The sequence below is a fragment of the Bacillus sp. z26 genome, assembly GCF_058313635.1.
Genome location: NZ_JBZFQM010000002.1, coordinates 425,207 through 452,193, shown reverse-complemented (window position 1 = coordinate 452,193; position 26,987 = coordinate 425,207). Strand labels below are relative to the sequence as shown.

Genomic DNA, 26,987 nt, shown 5'->3' with positions numbered 1-26,987 from the left:
GGAGGATGTAAATGAATATTTATCAGCATTTTCGTCAGGAAGAACACGAATTTATCGACCAGGTACTTGGATGGATTGAACAGGTACAGGTGCAATATGCACCAAAATTAACAGATTTTCTTGACCCCAGAGAATCCGAAATTGTAAGAATGCTAATTGGCACTGATGGAGATGTCCGAGTTTCTTTTTATGGAGGAAACGAAGTGGCTGAACGCAGACGAGCATTCATTTACCCGGACTATTATGAACCGCAAATAGAGGATTATGAATTGACCATTTATGAATTATTCTATTCTGCCAAATTTACGATCTTGAAACATAGGCAGATCCTGGGCACGTTAATGTCGGTAGGATTGAAAAGAGAAAAGTTTGGTGATATTTGGATTGAAGGCGAGCGGGTTCAATTTGTCGTGGCAAAAGATGTTGCCTCCTATCTGGAGATGAATATTTCTAAAATGGGAAATGCAGGCGTGAAGTTTAAGGAAATTCCGATAGACCAAGTCATGAGAGTAACTGAGCAATGGAAGGAAAGTCAAGTTACGGTTTCTTCTATGAGATTAGATACCATTTTATCAGCAATTGCGAATATTTCCAGGCAAAAGAGCCAAACACTCGTGCAGCAGGGACGCGTTAAGGTAAACTGGAAACAGATTGATAATCCTTCTTATGAAATTAGGGAAAGTGATGTAATATCCACGCGTGGAATAGGTAGAATGAAAGTTTTTTCTATCGATGGAAAAACGAAGAAAGATAAATGGAAAATAAAGTGTGGTATTCAAAAATAATCAGGAATTTAGAAGGAATATCACCATTACTGTCGAAAGCATAGTATAATAATTAAGAGAAGATTAAGAGAAGAATCAGTATTCGGAGGTGCAGTCTATGCCATTATCACCGCTAGACATACATAACAAGGAATTCGGCAGAGGATTCCGAGGTTACGATGAAGACGAAGTAAATGAATTTCTTGACCAAATCATTAAAGATTATGAGTTGGTCCTTCGTGATAAGAAAGATCTGGAATCTAAAGTTGAAGAGTTGGAACATCGTCTTGAGCATTTCTCCAGTATCGAAGAAACATTAAATAAATCGATCGTTATAGCTCAGGAAGCCGGAGAAGATGTCAAACGAAATTCTCAAAAAGAAGCTAAATTGATTATGAAGGAAGCAGAAAAAAATGCTGACCGAATTGTCAATGAAGCTTTATCGAAAGCAAGAAAGATTGCCATAGAGATTGAAGATCTTAAAAAGCAATCCAAAGTATTCAGAATGCGTTTTAAAATGCTTGTTGAAGCCCAGCTTGATTTATTAAACAGTGAAGATTGGGATAAACTTCTGAAATATGATGTTGATGCCACGGAACTTGACATCGACCTGCATGAAGAAGAAATGTAAGGTCTTGACTTTTTCGTGAATTATTGAATATAATGTTTTAACAAATCTTATTATCAAAAATCAAATCAAAATGAAAAGTTAAATCGAAGACGGGAACAGTACATCAGAAAAATCTTTTTTTAGCGAGCCGGGGTAGGTGTGAGCCTGGTAAAAGAAACTGAATGGAAGATCATCCCTGAGTCTGCTTTTGAACCCAAGTAATTGGCATTAAAAAGCGGCGGGTCATTCACGTTACGAATACCAAGAGGAATATTGATGAGTCAATATTCTAAAAGGGTGGTACCGCGGAAATATAGCCTTTTCGTCCCTTTACCGGGATGAAGAGGCTTTTTTGTATTTTATAGAGTAACTAATGTTCAATGGAAACTTAAGGAGTGAATGTAATGGAATTTAAAGACACATTATTGATGCCTAAAACGGAATTTCCTATGCGTGGAAATCTTCCTAAAAGAGAACCGGAAGTCCAGGCGGAATGGGAAGAAAAAGATATCTACAAATTAGTACAGGAGCGCACAAAGGACCTTCCCAAATTTGTGCTGCATGACGGACCGCCATATGCGAATGGCAACATCCATATTGGACATGCGATGAACAAAATTTTAAAGGATTTTATCGTCCGTTTCAAATCTATGAATGGATACAATGCTCCGTATGTACCGGGCTGGGATACTCATGGTTTACCAATCGAAACAGCTTTAACGAAAAATAAAAAAGTGAATCGTAAGGAAATGACAATTGCTGAGTTCCGTAAACTTTGTGAGGAATATGCTTATACGCAAATCGATCAACAGCGCAATCAGTTTAAACGCTTGGGTGTAAGAGGTGATTGGGAAAATCCGTATATTACGTTAAAACCGGAATATGAGGCTGAACAAATTAAGGTTTTTGGAGAAATGGCGAAAAAAGGCTATATCTATAAAGGGCTAAAACCGGTTTATTGGTCTCCTTCAAGTGAATCTGCCTTGGCAGAAGCGGAAATCGAATACCATGACAAGAAATCGGCATCAATCTTTGTTGCATTTGATGTAACAAATGGTAAAGGTGTTATCGAAGAGGGAAGTAAGTTTATTATTTGGACAACAACCCCTTGGACAATTCCGGCTAACCTTGGGATTGCTGTTCATCCACGACTTGACTACGTAGTTGTAAATGTGGAAGGGACAAAATATATTGTTGCAGAATCATTATTGTCATCCGTAAAAGAAACACTTGGATGGGAAAATGCTGAGGTTGAGAAAACTGTTAAGGGTGCTGAACTGGAATATGTAGTTGCCAAACATCCGTTATATGATCGCGAGTCATTGGTCATTTTAGGAGAGCATGTCACAACTGATGCAGGTACTGGCTGCGTTCATACGGCTCCAGGACATGGTGAAGATGACTTTGTCGTAGGACAAAAATACAATCTTGGAGTACTCTGTCCAGTAGATGGTAAAGGCCATATGACTTCAGAAGCGCCTGGATTTGAAGGGTTATTCTATGATAAAGCAAATAAAGAAATCACGGATAAGCTTCAAGAAGTTGGTGCTTTGTTAAAACTTGATTTCATTACACATTCCTATCCGCATGATTGGAGAACGAAAAAACCGACCATTTTCCGTGCTACTGACCAATGGTTTGCATCAGTGGATAATATTCGTGAAGAACTATTAAACCAAATCAAAGAAACTAAATGGGTTCCTGCTTGGGGAGAAACCAGATTATATAACATGATTCGCGATCGCGGAGACTGGTGTATTTCCCGCCAGCGTGCATGGGGCGTACCAATTCCAGTGTTTTATGCAGAAAATGGGGAAGCCATTATTACAGATGAAACCATTAAGCATGTATCTGATTTATTCGCGAGTTATGGATCCACAATTTGGTTTGAAAGAGAAGCAAAAGATCTTCTTCCGGAAGGATTTACACATGAAGGCAGCCCGAATGGTCAATTTACAAAAGAAACAGATATTATGGATGTATGGTTTGACTCCGGATCCTCCCATCAATCTGTCCTTGAAGCAAGGCAAGATCTGAGAAGACCGGCAGACTTATACCTTGAAGGTTCTGATCAATACAGAGGTTGGTTCAACTCTTCCTTAATAACAGCAGTTGCTGTTACTGGTGAAGCTCCTTACAAGGAAGTATTGAGCCATGGATTTACACTTGATGGAGAAGGCCGCAAAATGAGTAAATCCCTAGGTAACACGATTGATCCATTAAAAGTTATTAACCAAATGGGCGCTGATATTCTTCGTTTATGGGTTGCGAGCGTTGATTACCAAGCAGATGTACGTGTATCCGATAATATCCTGAAACAAGTATCTGAAGTGTATCGTAAAATCCGAAATACATTCAGATTCTTGCTTGGAAACCTGAGCGGATTCAATGCAGAGCGTGACGCTGTTTCTTACGAAAATCTTCATGAAGTGGACCAGTATATGCTTATTAAGTTAAATGAACTGGTTGGTCAGGTTAAGAAATCGTATGATAACTATCAATTTGCCGATATCTTTAATAGCATCAATAATTTCTGTACACAGGATTTAAGTTCCTTCTATCTTGACTATGCAAAAGATATTCTTTACTGTGATGCAGAGAACGGTGAAGAAAGACGTGCAATCCAAACTGTACTGCATGAATGCGTAATGAAATTAGTTAAACTGATTGCGCCGATTCTTCCGCATACAGCTGATGAAGTATGGAGCTTTATCGAGGATAAGGATGCTGTGAGTGTACAGTTAACAGATATGCCAGTTGAAGAAAACTATGCAAACAGTGCAGCTGTTAAAGCAAAATGGGATCATTTTATGGCTGTACGTGATGATGTCCTTAAAGCACTTGAAGAAGCAAGGAATGCAAAAGTGATTGGTAAATCATTAAATGCAAAAGTAGCCTTGTATGTAAATGAAGAAACAAAAGAATTGCTTGGAGGCATTGAGGAAAGACTCGAACAATTATTTATTGTTTCTGCAGTGGAAGTGGCCGGCTCTATTTACGATGCACCAGAAGAAGCTATTAAATTAGAGCATGCAGCCATTACAGTAACAAAAGCAAATGGTGAAACATGTGAACGCTGCTGGAATATCAGTAAAGAAGTTGGTACAGTTGTGAAACATCCAACTTTATGTGAACGCTGCTCCACAGTGGTCGATACTGAATATCCGGAACTTGGTTAAGTGGGTTAAGCATTCAGGCGTAAAATCATATTAAAAAGGTGAATGTCATACTCAGTGAATGTGTTCCTGATTCCTATAAGTATGTATATCAGTACTTATGAAGATGTCAGATTTTATCTATAACTAGGTAAGAATTTACTTAAAACAAGCTGATAAACTTCTCGGGAGCTCATTTCACATATAGGCCCTTTCAACATATCGAAAGGGCCTATATTTTTGATAATATTTTCAGCATTTGTTAGAGAGGCTCAACTTTTTAAAACGATATGGACATTCTAATCAGGTAGGGGGCACATTCATGTTATCTATTTATTATCTGATTGCATTCCTCATCATTTTAATTGACCAATTTACGAAGTGGCTGGTCGTTAAGTATATGACTTATGGGGAAAGTATACCGGTTATTGAAAACTTTTTATATATCACCTCTCACAGAAATCGTGGTGCAGCTTGGGGGATTCTTCAAGGGCAAATGTGGTTTTTTTATATTGTGACAACCATAGTTATTATTGGAATTGTCTATTACATAAAGAAATACAGTACTGATAAGTTGACGGGGATATCCCTTGGACTTATCCTTGGAGGAGCGATTGGTAATTTTATCGATCGTATTTTCCGCAATGAAGTGGTAGATTTTGTGCATACGTATATATTCTCATATAGTTTTCCTGTCTTTAATGTGGCCGATTCTGCTCTTTGTATAGGAGTCGGATTATTGGTGATTGCCATGTTTTTAGAGGAAAAAAGAGCTAAGGAGTTAAATAATGGATAGTCAAAAACTGACAGTAACAGAAGAACATAAAGGTGAAAGGCTCGATAAAGTCCTTTCTATATTAAATGAAGAATGGTCGCGTTCCCAAGTCCAGCAATGGATTAAAGAAGGGAACATCGTGGTTAATGGCAATCAAATAAAAGCAAACTATAAATGCCAGCCAGGTGACTCTATTGAAATCACACCATCAGAACCAGAGGAACTTGATGTTGTTGCTGAGAATATTCCTCTTGATATTTACTATGAAGATGCTGATGTCATCGTTGTGAATAAACCAAAAGGAATGGTTGTACATCCTGCAGTGGGACATGGATCAGGAACATTGGTGAATGCCTTAATGTATCATTGTAAAGATTTGTCTGGAATCAATGGAATTATGCGACCGGGAATTGTCCATCGCATTGATAAGGATACTTCAGGATTGCTAATGGTAGCAAAAAACGATATGGCTCATGAGAAATTGGTCAAACAACTAACGGAAAAAACAGTTACACGTAAATACAAGGCGCTTGTTCATGGCATCATTCCACATGATGCAGGTACGATTGATGCACCTATTGGCCGTGATAAACGTGATCGCCAAAGCATGACAGTAACCGATGGAAATTCACGTCATGCTGTTACACATTTTCATGTGCTGGAAAGATTTAAGGATTTCTCCTTTATTGAATGCCAGCTTGAAACAGGACGTACACATCAAATCCGTGTCCATATGAAATATATTGGATATCCGCTTGCAGGGGACCCAAAATACGGACCAAGAAAAACACCGGATTTAAATGGACAGGCTTTGCATGCAGCCGTACTTGGATTTGTTCATCCACGAACAGAAGAATATTTGGAATTTGAGGCACCTTTACCAACATATTTTGTCGATTTTTTGGAAACTTTAAGAATTGACTGTTGACAAGGGCATCCATCCTAAAGTAATATAGAAACAACTTAATAAGGTCCTTTAATACAGTCCCGTGAGGCTGAGAAGGTACGTGATAAACAATTGGAAGAAGTACGTCTTTTTCTATGGTTCATTATATCCTTTTGCCCACGCGGCAAAAGGATTTTTTAATTCCCTCAGAAAGGATTGATCGCATGTTAGAGAAAGCAACCTTACTTGATGAAAAGGCAATCTCACGAGCATTAACGAGAATTGCGCATGAAATCATCGAGAAAAATAAAGGTATTGGTGACTGTGTAATTATCGGCATACGCACCCGCGGTATTTTTCTTGCGAAGCGCCTGCAACAAAGAATTCATGAAATTGAAGGAGCGGATATTCCGGTTGGCGAGCTGGATATTACCTTGTATCGGGACGACTTAAGTACAAAGGCAAAGAGTGGAGAGCCACTTGTTAATGGGTCAGATATTCCTTTTAGCTTAAAGGATAAGAAGGTCATTCTCGTCGATGATGTTTTGTACACGGGCAGAACAGTAAGGGCAGCCTTAGATGCTCTTGTAGATATCGGCCGGCCGGCTCAAATACAATTGGCTGTTCTGATCGATAGAGGACATAGGGAGCTTCCAATCCGTGCTGATTATGTAGGCAAAAATATCCCTACTGCCAAAAATGAAAAAATTGTCGTCAAATTAAAAGAAATGGATGATGGTGAACAAGTCTCCATTTTTGAATAAATAATTCCTTTTTAAATTCAGTCCAGTGAGGCTGAAAAGGGGGAGAAAATGATTCTAGCTATGCAAAGATCATCTCCCTTCGAAATATTACTTCATCAGGGAGGCAACAATTATGACTTCTACAGAAACAGCAAACAATCCTCAAATTAGGTACGATGTCAATGAAAAACCAACTCCGAAGCAATGGTTTATATTAAGTCTGCAGCATTTATTTGCGATGTTTGGTTCAACCATTCTCGTACCGATTTTAACAGGCCTTGATCCGGGAATCGCCTTATTGACAAGCGGTATTGGTACACTGGTTTACATCCTGATTACCAAAGGACAAATACCTGCTTATCTTGGTTCTTCCTTTGCCTTTATCGCCCCTATTACTATATTAAATCAAAACAGCGGAGTTGGTTCGGCTTTAGTAGGCGGATTTTTAATAGGACTTATCTATGCCCTCGTTGCGTTATTAGTTAAAAAACTGGGTCCTGAAACACTATTGAAATTTTTACCGCCAGTAGTTGTTGGTCCTGTCATTATGGTAATTGGTCTTGGTCTTGCATCTACAGCAGTAAATATGGCCATGTATGAAGATTCATCTGCTGCAGTTCTTGTTTATAGTACAAAACATATTACAGTAGCTTTAATTACTCTTGCAATCACAATCGCATGCTCTGTTCTCTTTAAAAACTTTTTATCACTTATTCCAGTATTAATCGGTATTATTGGTGGATATATTACAGCCTGCTTCTTTGGAATCGTAGATTTTACGCCGGTAAAAGAAGCAGCTTGGTTCCAAATTCCAAACTTTACAATACCATTTGTAGACTATACACCAGCTTTAACATGGGAGATCGTTCTGATCATGATTCCAGTTGCCATCGTCCCAATTGCAGAACATATCGGGGATCAATTGGTTCTAGGTAAAATTGCAGGACGTAATTTTGTAGAGAAGCCCGGTTTGCATCGCTCATTATTTGGAGATGGAGTTTCCATCATGATTGCATCCTGTCTGGGTGGTCCTCCAAATACAACCTATGGAGAAAATATCGGTGTTATGGGTCTTACAAGAGTATTCAGTGTGTATGTTATAGGTGGGGCAGCGGTATTCGCAATCCTATTCGGATTTATTGGCAAAATTTCAGCCCTTATTCAATCGATTCCTTCAGCTGTGATGGGAGGAGTCTCCATTCTTCTTTTCGGTATCATCGCATCAAGTGGTTTGCGTATGCTAATCGATAATAAAATTGATTTATCTAAAAATAGAAACTTAGTCATATCCTCTGTCATTTTAATCATTGGTGTAGGTGGAGCAATGCTCAAAATTACCGAACATGCTTCCATTTCAGGGATGGCCTTGGCCGCCATTGTAGGTGTCATCTTAAATCTTGTGCTTCCAGGTAAAGAAACCAACGAGAGCCAAGGTTGATAATAGATCATCCAATTAATAGACAGGGATTAGGTTAAGTTGAATTAATTCCAATATCTTATGGGATTATTCGATAAATAAACTAAAACCCTGATTCGTATAATACGAATTAGGGTTTTTTTAGAATATAGGGGGCTGATTGACTATGACTATGAAACACTTGCTTACGATGACGGATTTATCGATTGAGGAAATTTCAAGCTTGCTTTCGGATGCGGAGGCATTTGCGAGTGGAGAAATTTGGACGCCGGTGAGAAGGCACTTTGTTGCCAATCTATTCTTCGAACCGAGTACACGAACAAAAGTCAGCTTTGAAATGGCAGAGCGGAAATTGGGGCTGGATGTGATCCCATTTGAAGTGCAAACATCAAGTGTGTTAAAAGGAGAAAGCCTTACCGATACAGTGAAGACATTGGAAGCGATTGGAGTAGAAACCGTAGTCATTCGTCATCCGGAAGACAATTATTTTGCAAATTTAATACAAAGTGTTGTATATTTATCCATAATAAATGCGGGTGATGGATGCGGGCACCATCCCACGCAATGCTTACTCGACTTAATGACGATTAAACAAGAATTCCAATCGTTTCGAGGATTAAAAGTAGCTATTATAGGCGATATAAGGCATAGCCGTGTAGCTCGCTCAAATGCAGAAACACTAACCAGGCTCGGTGTGAAGGTAGTATTCTCAGGACCGCAGGATTGGGCCAGCCTTCCTGGCAGTAATATTTCTTACGAACCCATTGATGATGCTATCAAAAATTCGGACGTGGTTATGTTGCTTCGTATTCAGCATGAACGCCATTCAGGGGAAATGCCAATGAGCAAAATGGAGTACTTGAACAGATATGGATTGACAATTGAAAGAGAAAAGTTTTTGAAGAAAGAATGTATAATTATGCATCCGGCTCCTGTGAACAGAGGTGTAGAAATTGATGAATCTTTAGTTGAATGCGAGCGTTCGCGAATATTTAAACAAATGGCGAATGGAGTATACGTGAGGATGGCTGCTTTAAAAAAAAGTATCGAGCATAGGGGAGGGGCGGTAAATCATGAATACACTTATCAAAAGCGCGCGATTTTTTTCTGAGGATGGAAGACAAGTCACCAAGGATATTTTAATCAAGGATGGATTCATCATCGATATCCAGGATGAATTAACTGACCAGCAGGTAACCATCATTAACGCGGGGGGATACTTGCTTTCCCCAGGGTTTATTGATTTACATGTCCACTTAAGAGAGCCGGGCGGAGAGCACAAGGAAACAATTGAAACGGGTACAAAAGCTGCTGCAAAGGGTGGTTTTACAACGGTTGCTGCTATGCCGAACACACGTCCCGTTCCGGATTCAGCCGAGCAATTGCGCTGGCTGAATCAGAGAATAAGAGAAACGGCAAGCGTAAGGGTATTGCCCTATGCCTCGATTACAATACGCGAACTTGGAAAGGAATTAACTGACTTTGCAGCTTTAAAGAATTCGGGAGCATTCGCTTTTACCGATGATGGTGTCGGAGTCCAGTCGGCCGGAATGATGCTTGAAGCTATGAAAAAAGCTGCAGCACTTGATATGGCCATAGTCGCCCATTGTGAGGAGAATACACTAATCCAGAATGGTTGTGTTCATGAAGGAATCTATTCCAGGGAACATCAATTACCTGGTATCCCTTCAGTTGCTGAGGCGGTCCATATTGCAAGGGATGTTTTACTTGCTGAGGCGGCAGCATGTCATTATCACGTCTGTCATATCAGTACAAAGGAGTCGGTCAGAACGGTCCGTGAGGCAAAGAAGGCGGGCATTCATGTAACAGCAGAAGTAACTCCCCATCATTTGCTATTATCCGAAGAGAATATAAAGGGACTCGATACCAATTTTAAAATGAATCCGCCTTTAAGAGGTGAGGATGACAAAATGGCATTGATTGAAGGTCTGTTAGATGGGACGATTGATTTTATCGCAACTGATCATGCGCCTCATTCAGTAGAGGAAAAATCACAGAATATCAGGTTAGCACCGTTTGGTATTGTTGGTCTGGAGACAGCATTCCCGCTGCTGTATACATATTTGGTGAAAAAGGGAGTGATGCCCCTTAAACAACTAATTGATTTATTAACAATCAAACCAGCACAGGCATTTAATCTTGATTACGGAAAAATAGAGATTGGTAGACATGCAGATCTCGTCCTGATTGATTTAGAAGAGGAACAAGTCATCAATCCGGAGAACTTTCTTTCCAAAGGTAAGAATACACCATTTGCAGATGTGAGCTGTCAAGGGTGGCCTTTATTGACGATGGTAGAAGGAAATATAGTTTGGCAGAAAGGAAGTTTTTCTGAATGAAAAGAAAATTAATATTAGAAGATGGGACCGTTTTTATCGGAGAAGCATTCGGGGGAGAATGCGATAAGATTGGAGAAGTTGTTTTTAATACAGGAATGACTGGCTATCAGGAAATTTTATCGGATCCTTCTTATTGCGGCCAGATTATTACGATGACCTACCCACTAATCGGCAATTACGGGATTAACCGGGATGATTTTGAATCTATAACCCCCAGCCTCAGTGGCTTAATTGTAAAAGAAGTGGCTGATTTTCCATCCAACTGGAGAAGTGGTTTTTCACTGGATGAGTATTTGAAAATCAAGAACATTCCCGGTATCTCAGGGATTGATACAAGAAAACTAACAAGAATGATACGTGAAAAAGGGACAGTAAAAGGGGTTATTTGTTCAGTAACAAAAGACACTGAAACGATGCTTCATCAAGTTAAAGCAACTGTACTGCCACGTAATCAGGTTCAAAAGGTTTCTGTCAAAAAAGCCTATCCAAGTCCAGGGCGCGGTTATCGAGTGGTCGTTGTAGATTTTGGAATGAAACATGGAATACTAAGAGAATTGAATAACCGAGACTGTGATGTAATTGTTGTGCCTTATAACACAACCTCTGAAGAAATTATGACACTGCGGCCGGATGGAATCATGCTGACCAATGGACCGGGAGATCCTGAGAATGTTCCGGATGCGATTGAAATGATAAGAAAAATAATCGGAAAAGTGCCAATATTCGGCATTTGTCTTGGACATCAGCTATTTGCTTTAGCGTGTAACGCTGAAACTGAGAAATTGAAATTTGGGCATCGCGGCTCCAATCATCCAATTAAAGATTTAACAACAGGTAAAGTAGCGCTGACATCACAAAACCATGGATACACCGTAAAATATGGGTCTATTGAGCAAACGGATCTGGAAGTTACACATATTGCTTTGAATGATGGCACAATTGAAGGTTTGAAACATAAATATCACGATGCGTTTACAGTCCAGTATCACCCGGAAGCATCCCCGGGACCAGAAGATACAAATTATTTATTCAATCAATTTATCACAATGATTGAGAAATCCAAGCTGAAAGAGGCGGTAAAATGAGTAAACGCATAGATATTAAATCGATTTTGGTTATTGGATCCGGACCAATTATAATCGGTCAGGCGGCAGAATTTGATTATGCAGGCACACAAGCATGTCTCGCATTAAAAGAAGAAGGGTATCGTGTTGTCTTAGTAAATTCCAATCCTGCTACGATTATGACAGACACGGAAATTGCAGATGCCGTGTACATTGAGCCATTAACGTTAGAGTTTGTCAGTAAAATCATCCGAAAAGAACGTCCTGATGCCTTATTGCCAACACTTGGAGGGCAAACTGGATTGAATCTGGCTATTGAGCTGTCCAAGTCTGGAGTTTTAGAGGAATGCGGTGTAGAAATTCTGGGAACAAAGTTATCTGCCATTGAGCAGGCTGAGGACCGTGAGTTATTCCGAAGCTTAATGAAGAAGTTAGGCGAACCGGTTCCAGACAGCGAAATTATATATACGCTGGAAGAAGCCGAGGCTTTTGTTCAGGATGTAGGATACCCTGTGATTGTACGACCGGCTTATACACTTGGAGGAACAGGCGGCGGAATCTGTTCAAACGAAGAGGAATTACGTGAAATTGTAGCAGGTGGGCTAATGAGCAGTCCTGTCAGCCAATGCTTGTTGGAAAAAAGCATTGCAGGATTCAAGGAAATTGAATATGAGGTCATGAGAGATTCAAATGATAGTGCGATTGTAGTTTGTAATATGGAAAATATTGATCCTGTCGGAATACATACTGGGGATTCGATTGTCGTGGCACCGAGCCAAACACTGAGCGATCGGGAATACCAATTATTGCGAAATGTTTCGTTGAAAATCATCCGTGCTTTAAAGATTGAAGGAGGTTGTAATGTGCAGCTTGCTCTCGATCCGGATAGCTTCCATTACTACATTATTGAGGTTAACCCCAGGGTGAGCCGTTCGTCTGCTCTTGCCTCTAAAGCAACTGGTTATCCAATTGCGAAGCTTGCAGCTAAGATTGCCGTTGGATTGACGCTTGATGAGATGCTTAATCCTGTTACCGGTAAAACATATGCCAGCTTTGAACCAGCCCTGGATTATATCGTAACCAAAATACCACGCTGGCCTTTTGATAAATTTGAGGAGGGAAACAGAATCCTTGGAACGCAAATGAAAGCAACCGGAGAGGTTATGGCAATCGGCAGAACGTTCGAGGAATCTCTTTTAAAAGCAATTCGCTCCCTTGAGGTTGGAATCTTGCACTTTGAACTGCCAAATGCTGAAATGTTCACAAATGAAGATATAGAAAACCAAATTAGAACGGCAACGGATGAACGACTATTTTATATCGCCGAAGGGCTGAAGCGTGGATTGACGATTCAGGTGATTCACGAATGGTCTGGAATCGATTTATTCTTCCTGCATAAGTTCTCAAAAATCATTGAGATGGAAAGTAACCTTATAGAGACACCTTTTCATCCAGAATATACATTAACTGCCAAAAAACTAGGATTCTCTGATTATAGCTTAGCTAGTCTTTGGAACAGCTCGGAATTGGAAGTGTATAAATGGCGGATAGAAAATCAAATTAAACCTGTCTTTAAAATGGTGGATACTTGTGCGGCAGAGTTTGAATCTGAGACACCTTATTTTTATTCCAGTTACGAGGATGAAAATGAATCTATTGTAACATCTCGCAGAAGTGTGGTCGTACTGGGGTCAGGGCCGATCCGAATCGGGCAGGGAGTTGAATTTGATTATGCAACGGTTCATTCTGTCTGGGCGATTAAAGAAGCAGGCTATGAAGCGATTATTATTAACAGTAATCCGGAAACGGTCTCAACGGACTTCAGTATTTCCGACAAACTTTATTTCGAGCCATTAACGATTGAAGATGTCATGAATGTAATAGACTTAGAGAAACCAGAAGGTGTCATTGTACAATTTGGCGGTCAGACTGCCATTAATCTTGCCTCAGCCCTTGTCGAAAGAGGGGTTAAGATACTGGGTACTTCCCTTGAAGATGTGGATCGATCTGAGAATCGTGATATGTTTGAGCGTTCCTTATCAGAATTGAACATCCCGCAGCCCAAAGGAAAAACAGCATTATCAGTGGAGGAAGCAGTAAAAGTCGCTGATGAGATAGGTTATCCTATTTTGGTAAGACCTTCCTATGTTCTTGGTGGAAGAGCAATGGAGATTGTGGATGATCAGGAGGATTTGCTTCACTATATGAAAAATGCTGTTAAGGTAAATCCGAAGCATCCCGTATTAATTGATCGTTATTTGACAGGGACAGAAATTGAAGTAGATGCGATAACTGATGGTGAAACAGTCGTTATTCCGGGAATCATAGAGCATATTGAACGGGCTGGAGTCCATTCCGGTGATTCTATTGCGGTCTACCCTCCACAAAATCTATCAGGGGAAATTAAAGGGAAAATCGTGGACTATACGATTAAACTGGCAAAGGGCTTAAATATCATTGGGTTATTTAATATCCAGTATGTTGTTTCCAACAATGAAGTATATGTGATTGAAGTCAATCCACGTTCAAGCAGAACTGTTCCTTTTTTGAGTAAAATCACCAATGTTCCGATGGCGAAATTGGCTACTAAGGTTATTTTGGGACAAAAGCTTAAAGATTATGGTTTCGATAATGGACTTGTACCTGAAAAGACGGGAGTTTACGTGAAAGTACCTGTATTTTCATTCGCGAAGCTTCGCCAGGTTGAAATAACGCTCGGACCAGAAATGAAGTCAACTGGGGAAGTGATGGGGAAAGATGAAACTTTACAAAAGGCGCTGTATAAAGGCTTAATTGCTTCAGGTATTCATATTAAACAACATGGATCTGTTCTCTTGACTGTAGCAGATAAAGATAAAAAAGAAGCTGCACAACTTGCGGAACGTTTTAATGAAATTGGCTATCAAATCATAGCTACCGAGGGGACAGCGCAGGTGTTGGATCAAGCAAATATCCCATGCCGAATTGTTGGGAAAATCGGCAGTGATGACCCGGATTTATTGGATATGATTCATAATGGCAAAGCACAGTTGGTAATCAATACCTTAACCAAGGGCAAACAGCCGGAACGCGACGGCTTCCGGATTCGCCGTGAATCGGTTGAAAATGGGATTCCTTGCTTGACATCATTGGATACGGCCAATGCCATTTTAACCGTGTTGGAGTCTTTAACCTTTTCGACAACTAAAATGAACCATATGGAAACGGCCAGGGAGGCAATCAGCTTATGATTCAAAAAGAGATGATGACTGTTGTCAGCCATCGAATGATTGCGCCGAAAATATTTGAAATGACTTTGGAGGGGACACTTGTCTCCTCCATGAAAATGCCGGGGCAATTTGTGCATATCAGAGTATCTAACAGGATAGATCCTTTGCTGCGCAGGCCAATCAGTATATGCCAGATTGATCCCGAGCAATCTCGTTTTACAATCGTTTACAGAGTGGAAGGAAAAGGAACCAGCATTCTATCAGAGAAAAAAACGAGGGAAAAAGTCGATGTAATGGGACCGCTTGGGAATGGCTTTCCGGTTGAAGAAGTGAGACCGGGAGGCAAGGCACTTTTGATTGGCGGAGGGATTGGGATACCGCCTTTATTGCAGCTTTCAAGAGATTTTACGGCAAAAGGTGTATCTGTACAGCACATTCTAGGTCTGCGTACGGCAACAGATATTTTTTATGAAAAAGAATTTGCTGAACTGGGGGAGACCATTATCACTACGGAAGATGGCTCGTACGGGGATAAAGGATATGTAACGAGTGTCTCTGCCTTCCAGGATAGTGATGGGGTGTATACATGCGGACCAACGCCCATGCTGAAGGCGGTTATGGAGAAGTATAAAGAAAAAAAGGTGTTTATCTCACTTGAAGAGAGAATGGGGTGCGGGATTGGAGCCTGCTTTGCCTGTGTATGCCGTACACCGGAAAAAGGGTACCGGAAGATATGTACGGATGGACCGGTGTTTCGTTCAGAGGAGGTAATTATATGAATAATTCTTTAAGCATGCAGATGCCCGGATTAACGTTAAAAAATCCGATTATGCCAGCCTCGGGTTGTTTCGGTTTTGGCAGAGAGTACAGCCATTTCTATGATCTCGGTAAACTGGGTGCCGTCATCATAAAATCAACCACACTTGAACCGCGTTACGGAAATCCGACCCCAAGGGTTGCGGAAACGAATGCAGGGATGCTGAATGCCATTGGTCTTCAAAATCCCGGCTTGGATAAGGTTATGAGTGAGGAGCTTCCCTGGCTTGAAAGTTTCGACGTACCAATTATTGCAAATGTGGCTGGGACCACCATGGATGATTATGTGGAGACAGCTAGACAGATCAGTAAAGCTCCAAATGTACATGCACTTGAACTGAATATTTCTTGTCCGAATGTTAAATGCGGAGGTATTCAATTTGGTACTGCCCCGACTGTCGCTAAAGAATTAACAAAAGCGGTTAAAGACGTGTCGTCGGTACCCATCTACGTTAAATTATCTCCAAATGTCAGCGATATTGTTTCCATTGCAAAGGCAGTAGAAGAAGGTGGCGCCGATGGACTGACGATGATTAATACACTAATAGGAATGAGACTTGATCTCAAAACAGCCAAGCCTGTTTTAGCCAATCGGACAGGTGGTTTATCAGGACCTGCCATTAAACCGGTTGCCATTCGTATGATTCACGATGTGAGCTCGCAAGTTTCCATTCCTATCATTGGCATGGGAGGCATAGAAACGGCTGAGGATGTGATTGAATTTCTTTATGCGGGTGCGAATGCAGTTGCGGTGGGAACAGCAAACTTTATCAATCCGTTTGTCATGCCTGAGATTATTGATGCTCTGCCGGAACTTCTTACATCGCTTGGGATTGATCATATATCAGAATGTATAGGAAGGAGCTGGAAAGAGAATGCGCAATACACCGGTCATCGCGCTTGATTTTCCGAATAGAGAGCTTACTCTTCATTTTTTGAGGGAATTTAAGGATGAAAAATTGGCTGTTAAAGTAGGTATGGAGCTTTATTACGGAGAAGGTCCTTCTATCATTACGGCAATTAAAGAATTGGGACATGACATTTTTTTGGACTTGAAATTGCATGATATCCCGAGTACGGTTGGGAAAGCAATGGAGATAGTGGCAAGACTGGGAGTCGATATGGTTAATGTTCATGCAGCAGGCGGAAGAAAGATGATGGAATATGCACTTGAAGGTCTTGAAAAGGGTACTCAGGCTGGAGGAAAAAGACCGATTTGTATAGCTGTTACGCAATTGACAAGTACAAGTGAAGAACAGATGAGACGAGAGCAACTCATTCAGACGACCCTGGCTGAAAGTGTGATTCATTACAGCCAATTAGCTAAAGATTCAGGTCTTGATGGAGTCGTTTGCTCCGTACATGAGGTTCAGCAAATTAAAAATCAGGTTGGGACGAACTTCTGTACAGTCACTCCTGGAATTCGTCTTGGCAGTGATACAGCAGGGGACCAAACAAGGGTAGCTACACCATTTATGGCTAGTGAACAGGGCAGTGATTTTATCGTCGTGGGAAGAAGTATTACAACGGCAGAGGATCCAGTAGGGGCTTATCATGAGATAGTTACCGAATGGGAGAGAAAAATATGAAAAGAAAAATAGCAGAACAATTATTATCTATTCAGGCTGTAGCCTTGCAGCCAAGCAACCCTTTTATCTGGTCATCCGGCCTCAAATCCCCGATATATTGTGATAATCGTTTAACGATGTCTTATCCGGCAGTGAGGAAGGATATAGCAAAAGGCCTGGCTCAATTAATAAATGAAAAATTCCCTGAAGCAGAAATTATTGCAGGAACAGCTACAGCAGGTATACCGCACGCTGCCTGGGTAAGTGAACAACTCCACTTACCAATGATTTATATTCGTTCCAGTGCAAAAGGACATGGTAAAGGAAATCAAATTGAGGGGAAAGTTGAAAAAGGCGATAAGGTAGTAATTGTAGAGGATTTGATTTCAACTGGCGGCAGTTCAATTGCATGTGTTCAGGTCTTGCGTGAAGCAGACTGCGATGTACTCGGGGTTGTATCAATCTTTACATACGAAATGGATAAAGCAAGTATGGCATTTGCTAATATTGAAGTTCCATCTTACTCCTTAAGCGATTATTCAACACTTATCGAAGTAGCGGAAGAACATCAGTATGTGACGAAGGATGAGCTGAATAAACTGCGCAAATGGAAGCAGAATCCTTATGATGAAAGCTGGATTTATTAAGTGCATAACGGTTTAATATGGATAAAGTCTGAATCATCAGGATTTTATCCTTTTTTAATTCATAGTTTTATAAATGAACAGGAGATAAACCCATCATAACCTAATCTTTTTGCTGCTTATAATAATCTGCCATACAGGTATTTAAAACTAGAGATAAAATACCTCTTCTTTTCCAGTATATTTAGTTTTAGCAACCAATAAATCCGCTTATTTACAAGTTTGCTGAGTTCATTTACAATTTAAGTAATTACTTAAATACTTATTTAATACCAATATATTATGGGGGAATTGAAATGAATGAGACTTTTAAAGCTTTATCGGACCCCACACGCAGAAAAATTCTTGATTTATTAAAAGATGGTGATTTAACAGCAGGGGAGATACATGAGCATTTTGATATGTCCAAGCCAAGCATTTCTCAGCATTTAAAAATCTTAAAAGGAGCGGGCTTGGTTCATCATATTAAAAAGGGACAATATGTGTATTATTCTTTAAACACAACTGTACTGCAGGACCTGATCGGTTGGGTCTACGGGATTACGAAGCCCCAAAAAGATTAAAAAAGGAAGAGGGAATGATTATGAAAAAACATTTGTTTCCGATTATTTTAATGGCTATTTCGGTGATTAGCTGGCTGATTAATTTTTCATCGTTACCTGAAGTGGTGCCGATTCACTGGGGGAAGGATGGAGCGGATGGATACCAATCAAAAGGAACGGCTTTTTTTACCCTGCATGCCATTATGGTTTTTACTTATCTTTTAATGATGATTTTACCCAAAATTGATCCGAAAAAGAAAAATTATAATTATTTTTCAAGGGGTTATCTGATAATAAACTATGCCATGATTACATTGTTTTTTGTCATCAATATGATTATACTGCTTATTTGTTTGGGGATTAATATCCCAATGGAACGTTTGGCTGGTCCGTTTGTTGGTGTTTTATTTATGATTATTGGCAATTATCTTCAGCAAGCAAGGACCAATTATTTCATTGGAATTCGCACGCCATGGACACTTAGCAATGATGAAGTTTGGAGAAAAACGCATAGGTTAGGCGGTAAATTATTTATGGGTGGGGGTCTGCTCATTTTCCTGACGTACTTTATGCCAATGGAATGGGAGTTTTATATAATCACGGGTGTAGTTGCTATTATCGTAATTGTACCGACGGCCTATTCTTATTTTGTATTTAAGTCTCTTACAAAAGAATCATAAAACAAAACGTAAACGCAGCGGATTAGGACTAACGGGTTCGGATTTGAAGTACAAAAACATCAAACAGCATTACATACAGCAATCAAATTAAAGGAAATCTCACAGAGTAAATAACATGATATTTAGTAGATGAAGAGCATTGTTCACCATAATGCTCTTTTTCATCTTTTTTCAAAAACGTTAATAGAACATGTCCATTTTTATCATAACAAATGTTATATTTTTTAAATTATTGGAATTAAATAACAAATGGAAGGCTGATTAGAATGGCATATGTAATTCGTAAAATGCAACAAGAAGATATAAAACAAGTTCAAAAAGTGGCAAAAACAACATGGAATGTTACGTACGAAGGAATAATTCCTTCAGAGGTACAAGAAAGTTTCTTGAAAACGGCTTACAATGATGAAAGGATGAAGCAACGGTTAGAACGTTCTACTCTTTTTGTAGTTGAAGTAGATGGTGAAGTCGTGGGTTTTGTTAACTTTTCTCCAGTAAGAGAAAATGGAAAAGTTGAGTTAGGGGCTATTTATCTTTATCCAGAACAACAAGGTAAGGGCATAGGTTCAGCATTGTTGGAAAAGGGGATTAAAGATTTAGACGGTGTAAATGAGATTTATATAAATGTCGAAAAGGATAATAAAATCGGAAAGACCTTTTATGAAGCCAAAGGTTTTGAGGTAGTCAAAGAGTTTGATGATGATTTTGATGGTCAAATCCTAAAAACAGTAAGAATGGTGTTAAAAGTTTAAAGATCGCATATGCGAGAGCAACCATTTTAGCATCTAATTTAAATCAGTGACAATGTGCAATGTCATCCTGTTAATTAGTATGTCAATTACGTTACTAATTTTCATATTTTTTAAATATAAACCTTTATACATCAACAAAAATAAAAGGTCCAAATCAAAATGCGATTTGAACCTCTTTTTATTACTCTAATTTAATTTTTGTACTCTTAAACCCAACCAGTTAAATTAGGACCGATGCGTTTTAGTTCATGCTTTTAAGGATCGAACCAATTCTTCATCCGGTGTAACATAGTAGGTTGTTTGATTATCATAAGTTACAAAGCCTGGTTTAGACCCCGCTGGTTTTTTTACGTGTCTGATTAAAGTGGAGTCAACCGGTACGCGGCTAGATTGCCGAGCCTTGCTAAAATAGGCTGCCAGCATAGCGGCTTCTGTTATCGTTTGCTCGGAAGGATTTGCATCACGGATAACGACATGAGAACCTGGGATATCCTTTGTATGAAACCAAAGTTGGTTTTTGGCGGCTAAGCGATTGGTTAAATATTCGTTTTGCTTATTATTTTTCCCAACCAAAATTTCAATGCCGTCGCTGGACATATAGGTATCAAGGACCGGCTTCAAATCTTTTTTCTTTCCTTGTTTTTTGGTATATCTTTTTTTCACATATCCGCCTTCTTCAAGCTCTTCACGGATTTCCTGCAAATCTCTTGGTGATGCTGTATTCATTTGATGGATGAGATTATCGAGATATTGAATTTCTTCATTTGTTTTTTCGATTTGTTCCATTACAAATGATTTAGCATTCTTGGCTTTTTGATACTTTGAAAAATACCATTGCGCATTTTCGGAAGGGGTCTTTCTGACATCAAGCTCTATTGTAATTGTAGGTTGAGTTTCATCATAATAATCAATCACTTCGGCATTGTTCATACCTTTATCTAAAGCATAAATATGGCCGGTTATCAGTTCCCCGTATTTTTTGAAAATATCTGCTTTCTCCGAATCCTGCAGTGTCTCTTTCAATTTAATCAGTTTCTTTTCATTTTTTTCTTTTTCGTTTGAGAGAATCCGTTCCAAGTCATATGCCTGTTGTTTGACACGATCGCGGTCCGCTTTTTGATAATAAAAGCGGTCCAGCAGTGAACTTAGAGAAGGGAATTCTTTCGTACTTCCTTTCATGTGTTCAAGAGGTATAAGGTAGAAAGCATCTTTATTACCTGATACCAATGTCGGTGTGTATTGATGGGACTTTAACTGTTCAATTATTTTAGTAAAGCTTGCTGGAACAGTCTCTCTATTTACTAGGCCGGCCCGATAGGTTACTTCTTTTGCTAGCAAAGGAGATACGCCGGCAAATTGTGTGACTAATTGTTTATCAATCTTCCCAGCCATATAGTCAATATATTGAAGGCCTTTCTCGATATCATGGAGCGGATTGACCTTGTTCTGATTTGGAGGCAAAACATAGGGGTGACCCGGCAGCAATGTTCTGTAGCTGTTTAAAGCAGGTGGTACATGCTTGATACAGTCGATAATCATATTTCTCTCTTTATCTACGAGGATGATATTGCTGTGCTTACCCATAATTTCGATGATTAATAATTTTTGAGTAATGTCTCCAATTTCGTTGCGTCCTCTAATTTCGAATGTGATAATTCTTTCCAGTTCAGGTTGTTCGATCTTCTCTATGAAATACCCTTCCAGATGTTTGCGAAGAAGCATGCAAAACATAGGGGCTTCTGAAGGGTTATCCGTATTTTCTTCCGTTAGTTGTACGCGTGCGTAACTTGGATGTGCGGATAACAAAAGTTTTTGATTGGTCCTGCCTGCGCGAACGACTAAGATTAATTCATTTTTATAAGGCTGATGAATTTTAGTTATTCGGCCACCAGTTAACGTTTGGGATAGCTCCTCGGTCATTGCTCTTGTGAAAAATCCATCAAAGGACATATGCGTGACACCTTCTTCTATTAAGTAAGTAGTTTTTTTGAGTTATAAATTCCAGTCTAACAAGTATAGCATTTTTTAGGACAACTCTGAATAAACATGTACTAAAGAAAGTTATCCGGATTGTCAAGGAGGTTGTAAACGTCACATGAAGCTGGTAGAAATGGACAAAGATAAGTTGCAATCCGCTTTTGGAGTACATACAAACAAAGGTTTAAGTCACCAGGAAGCAAAAAAGAGGCAGAATCAATATGGTAAGAATGAATTGGCTGAAGGAGAAAAGCAATCTGCTCTAATTTTGTTTTTTCAGCAGTTTAAAGATTTTATGGTACTCGTCTTACTTGCAGCTACTCTCGTTTCAGGCTTACTGGGGGAGTATATTGATGCGATTGCCATTATCATGATTGTATTAATAAATGGTTTATTGGGTTTTTTTCAGGAAAGGAAAGCAGAAAAATCCATGCAAGCTTTAAAGGAAATGGCCGCACCGCAAATGAATGTTTTGCGGGATGGTTTATGGTCGAGAATTCCTGCAAATGATTGTGTGCCGGGAGATATAGTGAAGTTTTCCAGTGGAGATCGAATTGGTGCAGATATGAGGATTGTCAAACAATATAATCTTGAAATAGAAGAATCTGCGTTAACGGGCGAATCTCTCCCTGTCACTAAAACAGATGAACCAACGAGTTATGTACCTGAAGGCATCGGTGATCAGGTTAATATGGCATTTATGGGAACAATGGTAACGCGAGGGTCAGGTGAGGGAATAATTGTTGCAACAGGAATGAAGACTGCCATGGGTCAAATTGCAGATTTATTGCAAAAAGCCAATACTCAACAAACCCCATTGCAGCTTCGGCTGGAACAATTGGGGAAAGTACTGATTATTGCTGCCTTATTCCTAACGGTGTTGGTTGTTGGTATAGGAGTTTTACAAGGTAATAATCTATATACTATGGTTCTTGCAGGAGTATCTTTGGCTGTAGCTGCTATTCCGGAAGGATTGCCTGCAATTGTTACGGTTGCATTATCCCTCGGAGTTCAGAGAATGATTCGGCAAAATGCGATTGTGCGTAAGCTCCCTGCTGTGGAAACGCTGGGATGTGCATCCGTTATTTGTTCAGATAAAACAGGGACGATGACGGAGAATAAGATGATGGTTACTAAGGTCTGGTGTTCCGGGCAACATTGGTCAGTATCCGGAAAAGGGTTCGATCCAACAGGTACTTTTGAAAGTTTGAGCGGACATAGCGATGATACGGAGCTAAAGCAATTGCTCACCTATGGGATCCTCTGTAATAACGCCGAGCTTAAATTAAAAAAGAAAAAGTACTATATAGATGGAGATCCCACGGAAGGGGCTATGTTGGTTGCAGCTATGAAAAAGGGCATCGACCGTCAGCTTTTATTCGAGAAATATACGATTATAAAGGAATTTCCTTTTGAGTCAGAACGTAAATTAATGAGTGTGCTGGTAAAAGATAAAAACGGAAGGCAGTTTGTTGTGACAAAGGGTGCACCGGATGTTTTACTTGGGAAATGTACATCATTTATGAGCAACGGCAGGGTGCAATATATGGACCAGCCAATCCTGAATTCTATAGTGAATACAACTGAACAAATGGGTGAACAAGCCTTAAGGACAATAGCGGTTGCTTATAAAAGTGTACCGGCCAATCAAGCAATCCTGGATCAGTCGGATGCAGAAAATGAATTGATATTCCTGGGGTTGGAAGGCATGATGGACCCGCCTCGTTCTGAAGTGAAGAAGGCGGTTGCAGAATGCAGGGATGCAGGCATTAAAACGGTCATGATAACGGGTGATCATATGGTTACCGCAAAGGCCATTGGGAAGCAGCTAGATATTTTTCGAGAAGGAGATCGGTTGCTGACCGGGAAAGAACTGGACGCCATGTCCGTTGAAGATTTAGAAAATATTGTAGATGAAACAACCGTTTTTGCCCGTGTTTCGCCAGAGCATAAATTGAAAATTGTCAGTGCTTTTCAGCGAATAGGTCATATCGTTGCCATGACCGGGGACGGTGTGAATGATGCACCGGCAATAAAGGCTGCGGATATTGGAATAGCAATGGGGATATCAGGAACGGACGTAGCTAAAGAAACATCCTCTTTAATTTTAATGGATGATAATTTTGCCACCATAAAGTCAGCGATTAAAGAAGGCAGAAATATATATGAAAACATTCGTAAATTCATACGATATTTATTGGCTTCTAATGTTGGGGAAATTTTGGTCATGCTGTTTGCGATGATTATGGGACTGCCATTACCTTTATTACCAATCCAAATTCTATGGGTAAACCTGGTCACTGATGGATTGCCAGCTATGGCGCTTGGTCTAGACCAGCCTGAAGAGAATGTAATGAAGCGTGGACCTCGCCATCCAAAAGAGGGGGTATTTGCAAGGGGGTTGGGCTGGAAAATTGTCTCGAGGGGCTTTTTGATTGGAATAGCCACCTTACTCGCGTTTATTACTGTCTATCAGTCAAATCCTGATCGTTTACAATATGCACAGACCGTGGCCTTTGTGACCTTGGTGCTTGCACAGTTAATACATGTATTTGATTGCAGAAGTGAAAAATCAATCTTTTCAAGGAACCCATTTGGCAATAAGTACCTGGTCGGGGCAGTCATATCTTCCTTACTTCTTATGGTCATTGCTCTGTACTACCCGCCTTTACAGTCCGTATTCCATACAGTGCCGATAGCTCCACGTGACTGGTTATTGATTATCGGTATGGCTTCCATTCCAACTTTTTTATTGGCAGGTACATTTTATGTAAGTAAATCCAAATAAATTGTGATATAATTTTTAAGGTAGTAGAGTGAGCTCTATTACCTTTTTATTTTTATAATAGAGTGTATAATGTTACTGATTGGAGCTGGGTATGGATGATTTTAAGCATGACAGGGTATGGAAGAGCAAGAACAGAAAACGACGCATTATCCATAACCATAGAAATGAAAAGTGTAAATCATCGGTTTTTTGAATGCAGTATCCGATCACCTCGACAACTGCTTATGTATGAAGACAGAATTAAAAAGATTATTCAGCAAAAGTTGCATAGAGGCAGAATTGAAGTGTTTATCAGCCTGCAGGGCGATGGTAATGTTAAGAGAACCATGACACCTAATTGGGATTTAATTGATCAATTTATGAATATAACTACTGAATTCAATGATAAGTACAGTGCGTATACAGAACCGGAGATGACAGATTTGCTGCATCTCGAACACATTATTCATATCGATGAGAAGGAAGAAGTAAATGCTGACATCGAACATATGCTGATGGATACGGTAGAAGAAGCAGCTTCCCGATTATGTCATATGCGGGAAAGAGAAGGTAACTTCTTGAAAAGTGATTTAATCACGCATGTTCTAATGCTTGAAGCGGAAGTTGAGGCTGTCAGGGAACGGGCACCGGAAGTTGTAAAGCTGTATAGAAACCGACTTAAACAAAAGCTTGATGAAGCGGTTGGCGATACCATTGATCTTGATCAAAACAGGATATTAACAGAAATAGTCTTATTTACAGATAAGGCAGATATCCATGAAGAGATCTTAAGGCTAAAAAGCCATATTGCTCAATTTATAGAATCATTAGAGGCAAGTGGGACAATTGGAAGAAAACTGGATTTTCTGATACAGGAGATGAATCGGGAAACAAATACAATTGGATCTAAAGCCAATGATGCAATAATCGCAAGAAAAGTGGTCGAAATGAAAACAATTCTTGAGAAAATGAAGGAACAGGTTCAAAATGTAGAATAATGCAGTTTATGACCGTACATACAAGCACACACTAGGTGAGAGGGATGGAGGCTGCTTCAATGTCCATAAAGTTGATAAATATTGGATTTGGGAATATTGTTTCTGCTAATCGTATTGTCACCATTGTAAGTCCTGAATCAGCGCCCATTAAAAGGATTATTCAGGATGCCCGCGACAAAGGTTCACTCATAGATGCTACATATGGAAGAAGGACGCGCGCCGTCATTATAACGGATAGTGATCATGTTGTCTTGTCTGCGGTACAGCCGGAGACAGTTGCTGCTAGGTTACATGACCGTGATGAGAGCGTGTTGGAAGGATAGGTGAAAGTTTTGGAAGAAAAAGGATTATTAATTGTTTTATCAGGTCCATCTGGCGTAGGGAAAGGAACGGTCAGAAAAGCGATTTTTTCTCAGCCGGATGTTGATTTTCAGTATTCGATATCAGCAACTTCTAGAAATCCTCGTGAGGGAGAAGTTGATGGTGTGGATTATTTCTTTAAATCCAAGAAACAATTTGAAGAAATGATCGCCAATGATGAACTTTTGGAGCATGCCGAATATGTAGGAAACTACTATGGTACACCGATTGAATACGTCCGCAAAACGTTGGATGAAGGTAAGGATGTATTTCTTGAAATAGAAGTACAGGGAGCGCGTCAGGTCCGTGAAAAGTTTCCTGACGGATTATTTATTTTCCTTGCACCACCGAGCTTAAAGGAACTCGAAAATCGTATCGTAACAAGAGGTACGGAGACAGATGAGTTAATTCGAAACAGAATGAAAGCGGCACGTGAAGAAATCGAAATGATGAACCTGTATGATTATGTAGTTGAAAATGATCGTGTGGAACATGCATGCGAACGTATTAATTCAATCGTGGTAGCTGAACATCTTCGTCGTGAACGAGTGGAAAAAAGATATAAAAAATTATTGGAGGATGATAAATAATATGTTGTATCCATCTATTGACTCATTATTAACAAAAATTGATTCTAAGTATTCTTTGGTGTCTGTCGCAGCTAAACGTGCACGTTATATGCAAGAGTCCGGAGAAGGCACAAGAATTGCAAAGCCCGTATCTCATAAACATGTTGGAAAGGCTCTTGAGGAAATCCATTCTGGTGATTTAACATATCGTGTGGAAACAGAAGGTCGTCTTGACTATTAATAGAGACAGTGGTGCAAAAAACAACCTTAGAAATTATAATAAGGTTGTTTTTTTTGATGATGATATGTTTTCGAATTATATAGTAAAACA

24 protein-coding genes and 1 other annotated feature are annotated in these 26,987 nt (G+C 39.7%); of the genes, 23 read left to right on the top strand and 1 reads right to left on the bottom strand.

The genetic code is table 11. The features are described from left to right. The first annotated feature begins 11 nt into the window (after nucleotides 1-11). The 18 genes from AC4G3K_RS07395 (at nucleotide 12) to AC4G3K_RS07310 (ending at nucleotide 19,985) form a co-directional block, all read left to right on the top strand. Nucleotides 12-785 (top strand): YlmH family RNA-binding protein, encoded by a 774-nt coding sequence (locus AC4G3K_RS07395; RefSeq protein WP_491132926.1) that lies wholly within the window; start codon nucleotides 12-14, stop codon nucleotides 783-785. A 97-nt stretch (nucleotides 786-882) separates the two neighbouring features. Next, a complete protein-coding gene (locus AC4G3K_RS07390) occupies nucleotides 883-1,395 on the top strand; it encodes a DivIVA domain-containing protein (protein ID WP_491076822.1) in 513 nt (170 codons plus the stop codon). A gap of 77 nt (nucleotides 1,396-1,472) precedes the next feature. After that, nucleotides 1,473-1,707: a binding site (T-box leader), on the top strand. Nucleotides 1,708-1,778: 71 nt separating this feature from the next. Continuing rightward, a complete protein-coding gene (gene ileS / locus AC4G3K_RS07385; protein WP_491076823.1) occupies nucleotides 1,779-4,553 on the top strand; it encodes an isoleucine--tRNA ligase in 2,775 nt (924 codons plus the stop codon). A 298-nt stretch (nucleotides 4,554-4,851) separates the two neighbouring features. Further along, the gene (gene lspA, locus AC4G3K_RS07380; RefSeq protein ID WP_491076824.1) at nucleotides 4,852-5,325 is read left to right on the top strand and encodes a signal peptidase II; all 474 of its coding nucleotides are present in this window, start codon (nucleotides 4,852-4,854) and stop codon (nucleotides 5,323-5,325) included. Further along, complete coding sequence (locus AC4G3K_RS07375; protein ID WP_491132925.1) at nucleotides 5,318-6,232, top strand: RluA family pseudouridine synthase; 915 nt, start codon at nucleotides 5,318-5,320, stop codon at nucleotides 6,230-6,232. The genes lspA and AC4G3K_RS07375 overlap by 8 nt, the downstream gene beginning before the upstream one ends. A 182-nt stretch (nucleotides 6,233-6,414) precedes the next feature. Further along, nucleotides 6,415-6,954, top strand: a complete 540-nt coding sequence (pyrR, locus tag AC4G3K_RS07370; protein ID WP_491132924.1) for a bifunctional pyr operon transcriptional regulator/uracil phosphoribosyltransferase PyrR — start codon at nucleotides 6,415-6,417, stop codon at nucleotides 6,952-6,954. 112 nt (nucleotides 6,955-7,066) lie between these two features. Further along, nucleotides 7,067-8,371, top strand: a complete 1,305-nt coding sequence (gene uraA, locus AC4G3K_RS07365) for a uracil permease (protein WP_491132923.1) — start codon at nucleotides 7,067-7,069, stop codon at nucleotides 8,369-8,371. Between the two features lie 151 nt (nucleotides 8,372-8,522). Continuing rightward, a complete protein-coding gene (locus AC4G3K_RS07360; RefSeq protein WP_491133247.1) occupies nucleotides 8,523-9,461 on the top strand; it encodes an aspartate carbamoyltransferase catalytic subunit in 939 nt (312 codons plus the stop codon). Further along, nucleotides 9,424-10,710, top strand: coding sequence for a dihydroorotase (gene pyrC, locus AC4G3K_RS07355; RefSeq protein WP_491132921.1), 1,287 nt, complete (start codon nucleotides 9,424-9,426; stop codon nucleotides 10,708-10,710). The genes AC4G3K_RS07360 and pyrC overlap by 38 nt, the downstream gene beginning before the upstream one ends. Further along, the gene (locus tag AC4G3K_RS07350; protein WP_491132920.1) at nucleotides 10,707-11,795 is read left to right on the top strand and encodes a carbamoyl phosphate synthase small subunit; all 1,089 of its coding nucleotides are present in this window, start codon (nucleotides 10,707-10,709) and stop codon (nucleotides 11,793-11,795) included. Before pyrC ends, AC4G3K_RS07350 begins: the two co-directional genes overlap by 4 nt. Continuing rightward, on the top strand, nucleotides 11,792-15,004 hold the full coding sequence (carB, locus tag AC4G3K_RS07345; protein WP_491132919.1) for a carbamoyl-phosphate synthase large subunit: 3,213 nt from the start codon (nucleotides 11,792-11,794) through the stop codon (nucleotides 15,002-15,004). The genes AC4G3K_RS07350 and carB overlap by 4 nt, the downstream gene beginning before the upstream one ends. Further along, on the top strand, nucleotides 15,001-15,762 hold the full coding sequence (locus tag AC4G3K_RS07340) for a dihydroorotate dehydrogenase electron transfer subunit (RefSeq protein ID WP_491132918.1): 762 nt from the start codon (nucleotides 15,001-15,003) through the stop codon (nucleotides 15,760-15,762). Before carB ends, AC4G3K_RS07340 begins: the two co-directional genes overlap by 4 nt. Next, nucleotides 15,759-16,703: a dihydroorotate dehydrogenase gene (locus AC4G3K_RS07335; protein ID WP_491132917.1), complete on the top strand. Its 945-nt coding sequence runs from the start codon at nucleotides 15,759-15,761 to the stop codon at nucleotides 16,701-16,703. Before AC4G3K_RS07340 ends, AC4G3K_RS07335 begins: the two co-directional genes overlap by 4 nt. Beyond that, on the top strand, nucleotides 16,675-17,388 hold the full coding sequence (gene pyrF / locus AC4G3K_RS07330) for an orotidine-5'-phosphate decarboxylase (RefSeq protein WP_491132916.1): 714 nt from the start codon (nucleotides 16,675-16,677) through the stop codon (nucleotides 17,386-17,388). Before AC4G3K_RS07335 ends, pyrF begins: the two co-directional genes overlap by 29 nt. Next, nucleotides 17,385-18,014, top strand: coding sequence for an orotate phosphoribosyltransferase (gene pyrE / locus AC4G3K_RS07325; RefSeq protein ID WP_491076834.1), 630 nt, complete (start codon nucleotides 17,385-17,387; stop codon nucleotides 18,012-18,014). Before pyrF ends, pyrE begins: the two co-directional genes overlap by 4 nt. 293 nt (nucleotides 18,015-18,307) lie before the next feature. Continuing rightward, a complete protein-coding gene (locus AC4G3K_RS07320) occupies nucleotides 18,308-18,574 on the top strand; it encodes an autorepressor SdpR family transcription factor (RefSeq protein ID WP_491076835.1) in 267 nt (88 codons plus the stop codon). A 20-nt stretch (nucleotides 18,575-18,594) separates the two neighbouring features. After that, entirely contained in the window at nucleotides 18,595-19,233 is a 639-nt protein-coding gene (locus AC4G3K_RS07315; protein ID WP_491076836.1) for an SdpI family protein, read from the top strand. 266 nt (nucleotides 19,234-19,499) lie between these two features. Further along, a complete protein-coding gene (locus AC4G3K_RS07310; RefSeq protein WP_491132915.1) occupies nucleotides 19,500-19,985 on the top strand; it encodes a GNAT family N-acetyltransferase in 486 nt (161 codons plus the stop codon). 246 nt (nucleotides 19,986-20,231) lie between these two features. Here the strand turns inward: AC4G3K_RS07310 and AC4G3K_RS07305 are convergent, their stop codons facing one another. Further along, nucleotides 20,232-21,935 (bottom strand): Rqc2 family fibronectin-binding protein, encoded by a 1,704-nt coding sequence (locus tag AC4G3K_RS07305; protein ID WP_491132914.1) that lies wholly within the window; start codon nucleotides 21,933-21,935, stop codon nucleotides 20,232-20,234. Nucleotides 21,936-22,080: 145 nt separating this feature from the next. Between AC4G3K_RS07305 and AC4G3K_RS07300 the strand changes: the two genes are divergently transcribed. The 5 genes from AC4G3K_RS07300 (at nucleotide 22,081) to rpoZ (ending at nucleotide 26,897) form a co-directional block, all read left to right on the top strand. After that, the gene (locus AC4G3K_RS07300) at nucleotides 22,081-24,750 is read left to right on the top strand and encodes a calcium-translocating P-type ATPase, SERCA-type (protein WP_491076839.1); all 2,670 of its coding nucleotides are present in this window, start codon (nucleotides 22,081-22,083) and stop codon (nucleotides 24,748-24,750) included. A gap of 95 nt (nucleotides 24,751-24,845) precedes the next feature. Further along, nucleotides 24,846-25,727, top strand: coding sequence for a YicC/YloC family endoribonuclease (locus AC4G3K_RS07295; RefSeq protein ID WP_491132913.1), 882 nt, complete (start codon nucleotides 24,846-24,848; stop codon nucleotides 25,725-25,727). A gap of 59 nt (nucleotides 25,728-25,786) precedes the next feature. After that, nucleotides 25,787-26,050 carry an extracellular matrix/biofilm regulator RemA gene (gene remA, locus AC4G3K_RS07290; RefSeq protein WP_066100607.1) on the top strand — a complete coding sequence of 88 codons (264 nt, stop codon included), beginning with the start codon at nucleotides 25,787-25,789 and terminating at the stop codon, nucleotides 26,048-26,050. Between the two features lie 9 nt (nucleotides 26,051-26,059). Then, on the top strand, nucleotides 26,060-26,677 hold the full coding sequence (gene gmk, locus AC4G3K_RS07285; RefSeq protein ID WP_491077184.1) for a guanylate kinase: 618 nt from the start codon (nucleotides 26,060-26,062) through the stop codon (nucleotides 26,675-26,677). 1 nt (nucleotide 26,678) lies between these two features. After that, on the top strand, nucleotides 26,679-26,897 hold the full coding sequence (gene rpoZ / locus AC4G3K_RS07280; RefSeq protein WP_491076841.1) for a DNA-directed RNA polymerase subunit omega: 219 nt from the start codon (nucleotides 26,679-26,681) through the stop codon (nucleotides 26,895-26,897). Nucleotides 26,898-26,987: the final 90 nt, after the last annotated feature.

Excerpts from the sequence above, each read along its gene's own strand:
- AC4G3K_RS07395 (WP_491132926.1), top strand. The coding sequence starts at position 12 with ATGAATATTTATCAGCATTTTCGTCAGGAAGAACACGAATTTATCGAC.
- AC4G3K_RS07390 (WP_491076822.1), top strand. The coding sequence starts at position 883 with ATGCCATTATCACCGCTAGACATACATAACAAGGAATTCGGCAGAGGA.
- ileS (WP_491076823.1), top strand. The coding sequence starts at position 1,779 with ATGGAATTTAAAGACACATTATTGATGCCTAAAACGGAATTTCCTATG.
- lspA (WP_491076824.1), top strand. The coding sequence starts at position 4,852 with ATGTTATCTATTTATTATCTGATTGCATTCCTCATCATTTTAATTGAC.
- AC4G3K_RS07375 (WP_491132925.1), top strand. The coding sequence starts at position 5,318 with ATGGATAGTCAAAAACTGACAGTAACAGAAGAACATAAAGGTGAAAGG.
- pyrR (WP_491132924.1), top strand. The coding sequence starts at position 6,415 with ATGTTAGAGAAAGCAACCTTACTTGATGAAAAGGCAATCTCACGAGCA.
- uraA (WP_491132923.1), top strand. The coding sequence starts at position 7,067 with ATGACTTCTACAGAAACAGCAAACAATCCTCAAATTAGGTACGATGTC.
- AC4G3K_RS07360 (WP_491133247.1), top strand. The coding sequence starts at position 8,523 with ATGAAACACTTGCTTACGATGACGGATTTATCGATTGAGGAAATTTCA.
- pyrC (WP_491132921.1), top strand. The coding sequence starts at position 9,424 with ATGAATACACTTATCAAAAGCGCGCGATTTTTTTCTGAGGATGGAAGA.
- AC4G3K_RS07350 (WP_491132920.1), top strand. The coding sequence starts at position 10,707 with ATGAAAAGAAAATTAATATTAGAAGATGGGACCGTTTTTATCGGAGAA.
- carB (WP_491132919.1), top strand. The coding sequence starts at position 11,792 with ATGAGTAAACGCATAGATATTAAATCGATTTTGGTTATTGGATCCGGA.
- AC4G3K_RS07340 (WP_491132918.1), top strand. The coding sequence starts at position 15,001 with ATGATTCAAAAAGAGATGATGACTGTTGTCAGCCATCGAATGATTGCG.
- AC4G3K_RS07335 (WP_491132917.1), top strand. The coding sequence starts at position 15,759 with ATGAATAATTCTTTAAGCATGCAGATGCCCGGATTAACGTTAAAAAAT.
- pyrF (WP_491132916.1), top strand. The coding sequence starts at position 16,675 with ATGCGCAATACACCGGTCATCGCGCTTGATTTTCCGAATAGAGAGCTT.
- pyrE (WP_491076834.1), top strand. The coding sequence starts at position 17,385 with ATGAAAAGAAAAATAGCAGAACAATTATTATCTATTCAGGCTGTAGCC.
- AC4G3K_RS07320 (WP_491076835.1), top strand. The coding sequence starts at position 18,308 with ATGAATGAGACTTTTAAAGCTTTATCGGACCCCACACGCAGAAAAATT.
- AC4G3K_RS07315 (WP_491076836.1), top strand. The coding sequence starts at position 18,595 with ATGAAAAAACATTTGTTTCCGATTATTTTAATGGCTATTTCGGTGATT.
- AC4G3K_RS07310 (WP_491132915.1), top strand. The coding sequence starts at position 19,500 with ATGGCATATGTAATTCGTAAAATGCAACAAGAAGATATAAAACAAGTT.
- AC4G3K_RS07305 (WP_491132914.1), bottom strand. The coding sequence starts at position 21,935 with ATGTCCTTTGATGGATTTTTCACAAGAGCAATGACCGAGGAGCTATCC.
- AC4G3K_RS07300 (WP_491076839.1), top strand. The coding sequence starts at position 22,081 with ATGAAGCTGGTAGAAATGGACAAAGATAAGTTGCAATCCGCTTTTGGA.
- AC4G3K_RS07295 (WP_491132913.1), top strand. The coding sequence starts at position 24,846 with ATGATTTTAAGCATGACAGGGTATGGAAGAGCAAGAACAGAAAACGAC.
- remA (WP_066100607.1), top strand. The coding sequence starts at position 25,787 with ATGTCCATAAAGTTGATAAATATTGGATTTGGGAATATTGTTTCTGCT.
- rpoZ (WP_491076841.1), top strand. The coding sequence starts at position 26,679 with ATGTTGTATCCATCTATTGACTCATTATTAACAAAAATTGATTCTAAG.